Source organism: Oscillatoria sp. HE19RPO (assembly GCF_024220515.1).
In the GTDB taxonomy this organism is placed as follows: Bacteria; Cyanobacteriota; Cyanobacteriia; order Cyanobacteriales; family Laspinemataceae; genus Laspinema.
Genome location: NZ_JAMXOT010000394.1, coordinates 1 through 11,788 on the forward strand (window position 1 = coordinate 1; position 11,788 = coordinate 11,788).

Annotated in this window: 10 protein-coding genes; 1 reads left to right on the forward strand and 9 read right to left on the reverse strand. The window is 46.1% G+C overall.

Features of this window, described 5'->3' with window-relative positions:
- Positions 1–246 precede the first annotated feature (246 nt).
- Positions 247–1,104: an O-antigen ligase gene (locus tag NG833_RS27545; protein ID WP_254568464.1), complete on the forward strand. Its 858-nt coding sequence runs from the start codon at positions 247–249 to the stop codon at positions 1,102–1,104.
- Positions 1,105–1,278: 174 nt separating this feature from the next.
- On the opposite strand, the gene NG833_RS27550 is transcribed toward NG833_RS27545, so the two are convergent.
- The 9 genes from NG833_RS27550 to NG833_RS27590 all read right to left on the reverse strand — a co-directional run bounded on the left by NG833_RS27550 (position 1,279) and on the right by NG833_RS27590 (position 10,943).
- The gene (locus NG833_RS27550) at positions 1,279–1,446 is read right to left on the reverse strand and encodes a hypothetical protein (protein WP_254568465.1); all 168 of its coding nucleotides are present in this window, start codon (positions 1,444–1,446) and stop codon (positions 1,279–1,281) included.
- Complete coding sequence (locus NG833_RS27555; protein ID WP_254568466.1) at positions 1,431–2,480, reverse strand: glycosyltransferase family 2 protein; 1,050 nt, start codon at positions 2,478–2,480, stop codon at positions 1,431–1,433. The genes NG833_RS27550 and NG833_RS27555 overlap by 16 nt, the downstream gene beginning before the upstream one ends.
- Positions 2,481–2,527: 47 nt before the next feature.
- Positions 2,528–3,550 carry a glycosyltransferase family A protein gene (locus NG833_RS27560; RefSeq protein ID WP_254568467.1) on the reverse strand — a complete coding sequence of 341 codons (1,023 nt, stop codon included), beginning with the start codon at positions 3,548–3,550 and terminating at the stop codon, positions 2,528–2,530.
- A 108-nt stretch (positions 3,551–3,658) separates the two neighbouring features.
- Positions 3,659–4,678: a glycosyltransferase family 2 protein gene (locus tag NG833_RS27565; RefSeq protein ID WP_254568468.1), complete on the reverse strand. Its 1,020-nt coding sequence runs from the start codon at positions 4,676–4,678 to the stop codon at positions 3,659–3,661.
- 117 nt (positions 4,679–4,795) lie between these two features.
- The gene (locus NG833_RS27570) at positions 4,796–6,058 is read right to left on the reverse strand and encodes a lipopolysaccharide biosynthesis protein (protein ID WP_254568469.1); all 1,263 of its coding nucleotides are present in this window, start codon (positions 6,056–6,058) and stop codon (positions 4,796–4,798) included.
- The gene (locus tag NG833_RS27575) at positions 6,033–6,986 is read right to left on the reverse strand and encodes an aminoglycoside phosphotransferase family protein (RefSeq protein ID WP_254568470.1); all 954 of its coding nucleotides are present in this window, start codon (positions 6,984–6,986) and stop codon (positions 6,033–6,035) included. Before NG833_RS27575 ends, NG833_RS27570 begins: the two co-directional genes overlap by 26 nt.
- A gap of 210 nt (positions 6,987–7,196) precedes the next feature.
- Positions 7,197–8,189 (reverse strand): glycosyltransferase family 4 protein, encoded by a 993-nt coding sequence (locus NG833_RS27580; RefSeq protein WP_254568471.1) that lies wholly within the window; start codon positions 8,187–8,189, stop codon positions 7,197–7,199.
- A complete protein-coding gene (locus NG833_RS27585) occupies positions 8,155–9,453 on the reverse strand; it encodes an O-antigen ligase (RefSeq protein ID WP_254568472.1) in 1,299 nt (432 codons plus the stop codon). Before NG833_RS27585 ends, NG833_RS27580 begins: the two co-directional genes overlap by 35 nt.
- Positions 9,450–10,943, reverse strand: coding sequence for a hypothetical protein (locus NG833_RS27590; RefSeq protein WP_254568473.1), 1,494 nt, complete (start codon positions 10,941–10,943; stop codon positions 9,450–9,452). Before NG833_RS27590 ends, NG833_RS27585 begins: the two co-directional genes overlap by 4 nt.
- Between the last annotated feature and the right edge of the window lie 845 nt (positions 10,944–11,788).

The window sequence follows — 11,788 nt, forward strand, 5'->3', positions numbered from 1 at the left end:
ATAAGGGCCAATAATTTGGCGATTTTTAACTCAAATCTCCTTAAACCCCTATATTCTCGTAAGAATTCAATGCAGATGAAAAATAACCGATAATCCTAGAATCTTTTCCTGGTAATGTTTTGGAATTTTTGGAGAGGTCTTTTAGTCAAATGGGGTAGAGAGTGGGGACTCTGGGCTATTTTCCCCCTAATTGGTTGCTTAAAGATCCGACCGAGATTGCTTTACCGAGGGGTCTGTATTGTATCTTTGCAAAGTTTATTTTTTATGGGAGTGTGTTATCTTGCCTATTTGGCTGGTTTACCTAAAGATGGAATTTATGTTTCTCCTTTCCATCGAATTGGGGGCGGTTCTCAGGATTTTTATAAGGTGCTGTTCTACTTTTTGGATGGAGAAAGTGGTCAACCTCGCTTATCATTGTTTGCACCCTGGTCCCCCACTTTAGCCCTCATTGGGATGATCTACCTTTTTTTAGTTCGTCAAGAACCTAACCGAACGTGGCGAATGATTGGGACGATTGGCGCTGTTGCTATGATTTTTGGTTCCCTCTCTCGCATGGCGCTGGTTTCGCTTCCTTTGGTGCTGATCGTAAGCTGGGTTTTGACCCATTTTGATCAACCTATCCTCTATTTTACAGCAGGCTTGGGGAGTTCTTTAACGGGTCTGTTTGCTGCCAACATAATGGGGTCTCTGAAGAGTTTTATCAATCGAATCAACCAAGCTAGAGCCTCTTCTTCTGAGTTGAGATTTAAGTTAGCTGAATTCTCTTTGTACAAGTGGCGGACAGATGCTCCCCTCTGGGGACATGGATTTACAGAAGACATAGGCCCTGGATATACTCTGTTTTATCCAATTGGCACTTCGGGCTGTGGGACCTGGATTAATGTACTTTACACCAAAGGATTGGTGGGTTTTATTGCCCTGATTGTCCCTTTGGCTTGTACTTTTATGATCTTATCTTATAAGGCCAGTAAAAGCGAAAATGCACGAGTTGGATTAAAAACTTTTTTGGTTTTACTGCTTTTTTCGATTACCCAAGAAGTTGATGTACTCAGTTATGTCAATTGGCCTGGATTGTTGATGATTGGATTAGCGCTAAAAGAATAATGTATTGAGGGGGCAGATTGCCTATACTGGACCCGGATAATCGGGAAGAAAGCGATCGCCTGGGAAAGGGTTGGAACCGGGGAAGTTGGAGGCGATCGCATTGATCCGATCGATCCGATTGATCCGACTCCCCCTCATCTCACCCACCGGCTGCCCTAGTGCAACAAAACCCCCTCACTGCACCGTTTGACCTTGAAATTCAACATGGGGGTCGAGTTGATCCCCGCCCTGGTAAATATAATTCCAGGCTTCCGCATCTGCGAGTAAATGAGCACGCAAAAATAAAGCACTCCATCGGGCGAGCGTCTCTGTCGCCACGGATTGGGCTAGGGTCGGACGCACGGAGGAGTTTCGGGATGGCGATCGCGTTGAATCTGTTGTTGTTGGGTAGAACCATTCAACTGGTTGCCCCGATTCTCAATCCAAGTATAAACCGAGGCGGGTAACAACCGCAGGACATAGGCAGCAATTAAGGTTAACAGGGTGCGCCGGGGTTCTTCCAGGAGGATGCGCCAGTAGGTGAATAAGGCGCGATTGATTAACTCCACGGCGTTTTTGCCATTTTTGACGCGAATGGCATTACGGGCGAGATATCGCAGTTCGTAGGCGATCGCCAAGTCCCACCATTGGGCGATCGCTTCGGGTGCGTATGACCGGGTTTTTTCTAACACCTGTTCCCAGCTTTCAAGCTGCTTCATAAAGTTCGCCGAAAGACCACCCGTATTCACCCGGTATAAAGTAAGCGCTTCGGGAATTCCTTCAAATTTCCAGTCAGTAGTTAACGCAATTCTTAACCAACATTCAATATCTTCCGACTGCCGGAACGCTTCATCAAAGTAAAACGTTTCCACGGTTCCATAGCGGTTCGCTTCAAACTCAATCGCCTCAAAAACCTCCCGTCGAATCACGGGAGTTGAACCATTTCCTAAAGGACTCCCGCGCAACAAACAAGGCACATCAATATCGGTGAGTTGGGGCATCAAATAGGTGCCGGTGGGATTCCCAGATTCATCAATTAAAGCCGACCGACTGAAACTAATTCCCACCTCTAACGCCGAGTCGAGATGCTCAATATGTTTTTCCAGTTTATTGGGTTCCCACAAATCATCGCTATCTAAAAAGGCTAAATATTCGCCTTGGGCGTGACGAATCCCGGTATTTCTCGCTCCAGCTAATCCCCGATTGGCTTGGTGAATAATTTTAATTCTGGGGTCATCGAACTGCTGCTCACAAATTTCTATACTCCGGTCCGGTGACCCATCATCCACGATTAACAGTTCAAAATTGCCATAGGTTTGAGCCAAAACAGAGCGAATGGTATCAGCGATATAGCGCTCAACGTTGTAAACAGGAACAATCACAGAAACAAATTTCATCGGTTTAATATCCTCAGTTCAAAAAGCAAAAAAAGTAAATTGATTATCTAGCTACGCTGTTCTCGAAGAATTTGTTTTTGTTGAAACAGTCCAGTTAGTTTCATCCCTTGTGCTTCGAGTCGTTGATAAATAAACGAGGGTAAGAGATAGAGGGAATAGGCCGCAGCTAAGGTCAGAAAAGTCCGACGGGGTTCATCCCGGGCGATTTTCCAGGAGGTTAACAGTGCGTTGTTCACCAGTTCCACCGCTTTTTTTCCATGACCGAGACTCACCATCCGCCTGGATAAAAAGCGAAGTTGATAAGCGCGGGCCATACTCCCCCATTTTGCCACCAGTTCCGGGGCATAAGTGGCCGTTTTAATCAGCATTTTTTCTAAGGAAGCTATCTGCTGGTCAACCTTAGTCGAAGCTCCTCCTAAATTGACGCGGTAGAGGGTGAGTGCTTCGGGAATTCCTTCCAGTTGCCACTCACTTTTGAGGGCAATTCTCAGCCAGCATTCTACATCTTCTAAATGGTGAAGATTTTCATCAAAATAGGCAAGGGATTTCCCATTATTTCGGGTTGAGGGATGTTTAATCGCTTCTAGGGCTGCTCGACGAATCACAGGAACGGACCCATTGCCAATGGGATTTCGGCAGAGAATATGATGGAGGTCAATATGGGTGAGTTGGGGCATTTGATAAATTCCCAAGGGGGCTCCGTTGAGGTCTATAAAGGCGGACCGACAAAAACTGAGGCCAATTTGGGGGGAGTTTTCTAAATGTTGCACGTGCTTTTCGAGCTTTTCCGGGACCCAGATATCATCCCCATCAATTAAGGCAATATACTCTCCCTTCGCTTGGGCAATTCCCCGATTTCTGGCTGCTGATACGCCTTGGTTCTCTTGGTGAATCAGGGTGATGCGAGGGTCATCAAAGGTTTGAATGATTTCTATACTGCGATCCGTTGACCCATCATTGACAATCAGGATTTCAAAATTAGAGTAAGTTTGTTTGAGAATTGACTGAATGGTTTCCGCAATATACGCTTCAACGTTATAAACCGGAACCACGACCGAAACTAGCTTCATGATAAGTCTTGAGATTGACAAAGTGATTAAAAATTAGGACAGTTTGGGGAAACCTCGTTGATCTCAAGCTAGAAAAACGAGGTCTGAGAATACACCGCCACCGAGGGGTTAAGTTTTATACTGCAAAACTTGACGTTTTTGAAACCGTCCTGCTAGTTTCATTCCCAGGTCTTCGAGTTGTTGATAAACGGGCTGAGGCAGCACTGAAAGGACCGTGGCAGCCGCTAGGGTGACTCCCGTGCGTTTCGGTTCTTCTAGCATCATTTGGGGGTGAGTGGCGATCGCATCCCATGCCAATTTCAGGGCAGTCTTTCCATCCCGTAACGTCACCGCCCGACGCGCCAAATATCGCAAGTGATAGGCGCGGGCTGGATTTTCCCATCGGGCCACCACATCCGGCGCATACGCCCGGGTTTTTTCGATAACCTGTTCCCAGGACTCTTGTTTTTTTAATAATTTGGCCGAGAGTCCGTTAGAATTCACCCGATACAGGGTTAAAATTTCCGGAATTCCTTCCATTTTCCAATCGGTTTGCAGGGCAATTCTAAACCAACAATCGAGGTCTTGAGAGCCTTGTAATCGCTCATCCCAGTAAAAATCTTGCTGAATTCCATAGAGGTAATCTTGAAATTTAATCCCTTCAAACACTTCTTTGCGAAGGACAGCACAGGAGCCATTACTAATCGGATTGCGACAAAGGATATCTCGAATGGTAATATCCGTCAATTTGGGCATTTGATAAAGCCCCATTGGGTTTCCGGCTTCATCAATAAAAGCGGATTGACTATAGCTAATGCCAACTTCCGGGGACTGTTCTAAATGCTCGATATGCTTGGCTAGTTTTTCAGGTAACCAGAGGTCATCCCCATCGAGAAAGGCGATATAATCCCCTTGAGCTATACGAAGTCCGGCATTCCGGGCCGCATTTGCGCCTTTATTTTTCTGACGAATTAATTTTAACTTGGGTTCGTCAAATGATTCGCAAATTTCAGCGGTGCGGTCCGTGGAACCATCATCAATCACGATGAGTTCAAAATGTTTGTAAGTTTGGGCCAACACAGATTGGATGGTGTCAACGATATATTGTTCTAGGTTATAAACGGGAACGATGACAGAAATTAATTTCATAGATTTCACCGGGTAATTTACTAAAGGACTCAATGAAAGGTTTGGTTTGTTGAAGTTGGATACAAAAGAGTGGAAGGGCCTGGGGGAAACGGTCCTCACCGTTTCCCCAAAGAATGATTAACTATTGCGGTTAAAGGCATACCGACTCGCCCAAATAGTATAGGCAGGTAAGGCGATCGCATGAACCAGCAAGACGGTTATGGCTAACCCCACCACTTGCCACTGGAGACCGACAAACAAGCTGATTGTGAAGACTGTGGTAAAGATAATATTCCACTTGAGATCGATATCCGGTCGGCCAATTGCCACCATTAATTGAGAGGCAGCATTACCGAATGGGCGCGGGATAGCCGAGATACAGATAATCATTAACACCGGAATCGCTTCAATCCATTTTTCTCCAAACACAATCGGAACATAGAACGGGGCCATACTCGATTGTAAGAGTGCCAAGGGGATGATTAAGGCTGCAATTAACTTTAAGCTCTTATAAAACTGCTTCTTCATTTTGCTCCAGTCTTCTCGCATGGAACACAAATGAGGTAATAAGGCTGCGTTAATCGATTTAATGATACTCAGGCTAATCCCTAATCCGGCATTAAAGGCAAAGAAGTAGATTCCTAATTCAGTAATCCCTAAAAAACGGCCCACGAGTAGATAATCCAGATTAGTTCTCAGGGTCTTTAACAATTCTACCCCTAAGACATTTTTGCCAAATCCAAAAATCTCTTTCCATTTTTCACTCCTAAATCCTCCCTTCGGACGCCACGAATGGTTCCGTATGTAGATATAAGCCCACAAGGGGGTTACCATGAGTTTCGGAATGACAATGGCCCAAATCCCGAACCCTAGTACGGCGAAGACGAGGGATAAAAGGTTACTCGTTCCTTGAACTGCTACATGATTGAGGGCTTGGATTTCCAGGCGATTTTCTCGGCGCAGTAAGATGGCTTGAACCACCCCTACCGGGGTGACTAGAAAGACACCCCCTAAAACCACAATGGGTAGAACCAGATTGGTATCGCTATAAAACCAGGCAATGGGAAACGCGACGAGGGCCTGAATCAAGAATAAGCCGCTATAGATGACCCAACTCATCCAATAGGCATTTCGGCATAAGTCTTCGAGTTCTTCCGGCTCGGCTTGAATCAGTTTAGCGCCAATGCCAATATCGGTAAAGACACGGGTAAATTCATAGGTGGTTAAAACGATGGCGGCTAACCCATAATCGTATTGGGTTAAAAATCGAGCTAAGACCACCGTAGTCAATAAGCGAATGACGCGGATGGCAAATTCGGCCCCAGTCAGCCAGCCAATATTTTGGACAAATTTGTTATTAAGTTTCTTTTTAACTTTAGTTTGAAAGGTTGCAAAGTTCATGTTCCCACACCTTAGAGCGCCAATATTGAGGTTGTTCTTCGAGAGAATGTCCATCTTCGAGCATAAATTGATAACCCTGATAGGCACTCAATCGCACGATCGCCTTTGCCTCCGCTAATGTGAGGTTTGGCCCAGAACGGCTAGAGAGAAACTCCACCGCATACTCAAAAGCTTGAATGGGAGACCACTTTAAGGACCAATAGGCGACTTGCAGGATGTAATACGCCAGATCGAGGTAGGGAAACCCTTCAGCCAGACCATATTCCCAGTCAATGGCAAAAATCTTGCCATTGGGCGATCGCAACAGGTTCCAGGGGGAAAAATCCCCATGTAAGGCAACAATCGGCCAGGGGCGATTGCCCAAGGCATCTAACCACTTCAGGGCGAAGGGGTCGGCAGTTTGCTGGAAGGATTGAACCCACGGATGCTCATTCAGGGGAACAGGTTTGGCGATCGCATACTGATCCAGAAGGGTGAGAATTTCTGGTTCCGGGGGAAGGGTTCCAGAAGAGATATGTTTTCCCGGAATTGGTTCAATTAAAAGGGCGGTTCCCTTACTCAACGGGCCAAATTTTAAGGGTCTGGGTTGGACCTGCAATTGAGAAAGAACGGCGTATTCCCGGGCGATGCGATCGCAGGCGATGGGTTTGCGCGAGTATTTCAGATAGCCAATCACTTGATGGCGATCGTTCCAGAGTTGGGCGGTAATTTTCTGCGCTTTCCCCGGAACACCGACGGAAAATACCGCCCAACTAAATTCGGGAAAAATCTCCCGGACAAACCCCTGAATATCGATTGAACCCGACTTTTTTCGACAGGCAATTTGCATCGGCGACTGGCCTAAAGCGACCTGAATTCGATACAAGAGTCGCCCCAACTTTGGGGGCAAGGCAATGGCATCGGGTTTAGCCGAGGGAGGAGGACACAAGGAGCTTCCTTTCCATCGCTGCCAAAAATTTTGAGCTGGGACAAAAAGCCGAGGCTCATTCCAATCCGGCAAAGCGATAACTGGTGTTCCCCTCGTAAAAAAACGATCCCAGCGCATGGACTTTTTCATTAATACCTTCCTTTCTGTAGATGCTTGCTTGATTGAGATTGGGTTTGGAAATTTTTTTGACTTAAAAACATGACCGAGGTTTTAAGTTGGTGTTAATTCCACCAGTAAGTTTTCCCATTGAGTTAAAAATTGGTCCCGGGCATCTTGGACCGAGTGCCGCCCATTTTGACCCCAAGTTAAGAGGTCACTCTCGCCCAAGGAGGCGATCGCTTCGGCCAATTTGACCGGATCTTCTGGGGGAACCAAAATCCCACAATTGCTCACTTGTTCTCGTAACCCATCAATATCCGAGGCAATCACGGGCTTCCCTGCGGCTTTGGCTTCCATACAGACTAACCCAAAGGGTTCCCAGCGTGATGAAATGACCACCGCATCACATCGTTCTAAAAACTGGGGGACATCCTCGATTTGCCCACAAAATTTGACATTTGCTAACCCGAGGGCGCGTTCTTTGAGGCTTTCCTTGTCGGGGCCATCTCCTCCTAAATATAAATTAACGGTATGTTGGGGAATTAACTTCATAGCCTCTAGCAAGATATCAAATCCTTTTTGTTTGCAGAATCGACCATAAGCGGCTAACCGAATTTCTTTGCAGGGCTGGCGATCGGCAACTTCCAGGAATTCTTTCAGTTTGACCGCTGGATTAATTTGATACAGTTTGTCCCAGGCTACTAAGTTGTTTTTAAACATCCAATCCCCTTGAGCCTCCGAAACCGCCACCACGCGATCGGCCAAGGAGTAGGAAATTTTGAGCATCAATCGAAAGCGCTTTTTTTCCGGAACCTGATGGGTTTCAAATCCTGCGGTATAATGATGCTCAATAATCACCACCTGGGTTTTTCCTTTCCAAAGATTTAACCAGAGTAAATTGGGGATTCTCTTCCAACTACAGGCTTTATTAATCACCACAACATCTGGAGTGACTCGTTCATGGATGGCTTCATTAGCATCCATGCAAACGGTTTTAAAGTCAAACTGTTTGGATAGATAGGAACGAGTCAAGCTATCCACCATTGTCATGACACCCCCCATTTTTTTATCAGAAATCAGAAATAAGATACGTTTCTTTTTCATCAGTGTCGCTCCAAACGATTAATTTTTCTTTAAAGGCCATTCCCATCACAAGTAAGCAAGGCCAATAGAGGTAAGCCAAACCTTGGATATTTTCCGCGAATGCAAATAAAAACAGGGCAATTAGAAAATGTAAGGAAACTTTGGCGGTTTGAGAGTGCTGGGCTTTAATCAGCATTTCGATGAAAGTCCAGATTAGGGGAATGGTGAGGGCAAAAAAGCCGACAATTCCGTGCAGAAACAACACCCCAAACCAAGTATGGTGAGAGCCAACAGGCATTCCTGCCACTACTCTGGGTCCTTTCGGTTGCAGAATGCCATGTCCCCAGATGGGAGCGTCCGTTCTCCAGCGATAAACGGCCATATCATTGAGTACATCTCGAACGTGGGAAGAACTAGCCCGGGCTTGAGTAAATCGAGTTTTGACGGCGTTGAGAAACTCGATCAAGGCCGGTGCAAATAGCCCTAAGCCTAAACTGGCAAACCCTGAAGCAAAGATCATCCAAGGTCTTAAAAAATGGGTCAATCCCCACACCGCCAGGGGAACGAAGGGCATGGCGATAATTCCCAAGCGAGAAACCGATGAAAAGGCCATTGCTGCGGCCCCCACCATGCCCCAAAACCGCCATCTTTTGTGTTCCTCTTGCTGGACGATCCCAAAGTACATGGTGCCAATCATTCCCAAAGCCGGTGCCCAGGGGGCGAACAAAAACATTCGCGTTTGACCCCCATCGGAATCATACTGATACAGCAAGTTTACGTTGTATAAAGAACTTCCTCCAAAGGCTTGTAAAGGAGAAGTATAGAGCTTACTCGGAAGACCCGCCATGCTAAACAGGTAGCCGAAGGGAATCAAAATCAAACTTTGAACACAGAGAATCGCAATGGCTCGATAAATTAACTTAGGGCGAATATCCAAATGAGCCGCTAGGGGAAATAGGGCCAACAGCGCCCAGCTTCTAAGCCATCCATTCACCGTAGACCGAATGATTTGCGCTAAGCCCATTCCAAAGTCTATATGACCCATGACTAACGCGATGTACATGATAAACATTGCCACCATCCAGACCAAGTTAGAAGGGGTAAACCTGACCCGTTCTTCCGGGGGTGTATCCTCGGTTTGGTTCCACCATTTTTTCAACACATAAAACAGCAGGACATAAGCTAAAAGGGGGGCAAACACATACTGAGCACCCATAAAATAAATGATATAAGTGCCGATGATGTAATACCACACTAACTTTTCAGGTAGATTTTCTGGCTTCATCGCTTAGACACTGCGGTAGAGGAATTGTGCTGAGGGTGCGCCGAGTTAACGGGAATCGGTTGGGGTTTAGGGTCTGGCATGGCACTTTGTTTCCGCCGTTGATTTTTGACATCCCGCATCCACAGCAGGAGAAATCCAGCAGTAAAAAAGACCGAACTCATCCCCGCACCGAGTAGGGCTAATAACGTTTTAGGAGAACTGGGTTCTTCTGGCAAAGCCGGTGGCGTCAACATTTGAATGCGCGGATAGCTGGCGAAAATGTTAGACTTACTCATATCTAGCTGGGTTAAAGTGGAAGAAAACACCGCTTCGGCAATTTGAACATCCCGCTGTAAATTTTCCAGTTTTGAACCCTGAATCGATAAGGTTTTTAATCGTTTTTCTAATCGTTCAATCTGCTGCCCTAACTCTTGAGATTGTGCTTCTAAGCCAACGTTTTCTGTCTGAAATGTAATTAACTCTTGGAAGAAAAGTTCGCGCTTCGAGGCATTCTCGGCATTTCCTAAGTTGGTTTGTTCCCAGATTTCGGGGTCAAAGGGTCGCCCGACAATTTGCTGACTCCGTTGGTTTAATTCCGCTTCGGCTTGATCAATTTCCTGTTGTTTAGCCAAAACGACAGGATGGCGCGAAGTATAAACCGAGGTCAAGGTCATTAACTCACCCCGGGCTGTTTGGTATTTCAGCAGATAGTCTTGAAACAAAGAATCAGATTGTAAGGCAAAGGCTTCGTTCGCTTCTGCCGGAGTGAGGTCTAAGTTTTGAGCAATTTGGACCATTCGGGCATTACTTTGCCGATTCAGGGCATCCACTTCTGCTTTTTGCTTTCGTAAGGCTTCAATGGTTTTTGAGAGATCAACCAATTGCTCGGAAGAGATGATATTGGAGGTGACTTGATACTCTGATAATCGAGCCTGGGCCTTTTGTAAGTTTTGCTGAGATTGATTGAGCAACATTTCTAAGTTGCGGTCCTGATCGCTGATTTCTTCTTGTCTGAGTTCCTCTAACTGAAGTAGGAACGCTTGGTGGAGGGCGGTTGCCTTTTGTTGAGTCAGTTGGGGGGTATCTCCGACAATTTCAAACTCCATCAGAGTGGAGTTGCCGATAATCTCGATCTGGGGTTTATTGAAGGCTTTCAGGTCGAGATTGAGCAGTTGGGCTGCACGGCTTCTAACCTGATCGCTGGCTGCGATATATTTGTAATTTTCCCGAGGGTCATGGTGGGAATCATATCGGTAGGGGGAGTCGGTTTGGGAAGAAGCTCCCCCAATGCCCGGTAAATCGACTTTGCTTGTGGAACCTGTACTCGGTAGCGTAATAGACCATTTGGTCGTATAGGTTGGGGCTTTGAGAGTGATGTAGGCGATCGCCGCCCCCCACACCAATAGATTGCTTGTAATTCCTAAAAATAAGTAAATAGGCCACCGTCGTTTTCTAGACACAGAGCCTGACTTGGTATTATAATGAGAAAAGATTTTTACAGCATCATTCATAAATTTATCCTCTTCCTATCAGCAGCGATACTCACGGGGGTCTGTTGCTCAACTCAGACCCAGAAAATCAGTGCGATCGCACAGTGGTAAATGCGCCCGCGCTTCCGATACTTCCGAGGTTAGTGGGTCAGGTCATCCCACCCCCTTTCGGAGTCAAGCCCTTTTACTACTAGAGTTCGACCCGATAGAAAGTCTCCCCATCTCTAAGCGTTCTGTTTCGGATTTGCCCTCACACTGGCCAGTCCATTTCAGGTACGCTTTCGACTCTGATGAGTTCTCTACCGCTTCCTTATAATTTTCATCGATCAGTTGCAAAGCTCTCATCTGCCATTGGGATGAAGTCTTGAGGTGATTATTTATAAAAAAAACATCCGATCGCCAATTGTCAAGCTAAAAATGAAGATTTACGGACAATGTAGGAAAGAAATAGCATAAAACTCTCTCCCTGTCATCTATACTTCAGAGGTAAAATCGCCCGACTTCATCGGTTCAAGTCAGAGCAAGAGTATCACATTCGTTCCCACGCTCCCTCATCCAGGCTGCTCTATCGGAAATTCCCCAGTCTGGAAGGGTTAGAATCCCATAAAAGAAAGCCCGCCTAGGCGGACTTTCTTTAACAAAGGCTTTGAGGTGACAAACCCCTTGTCTTTACACAATCTTTAATTAAAGAGCGGTTCCCCCAGTTATTCGCGGACATTTTGGGGACTAAGGGGATTCCAACAAATAAATCATCCTTGCTTTGATGCGATCGCACCTAACAAGGCTCTTTTAGCCCGCGCAGGCACCGCTTTGTCCGTGTAGCCCCAGGCTTGAGCCTGCGGGTTTTTTGAAGGTTTTATTTTTTG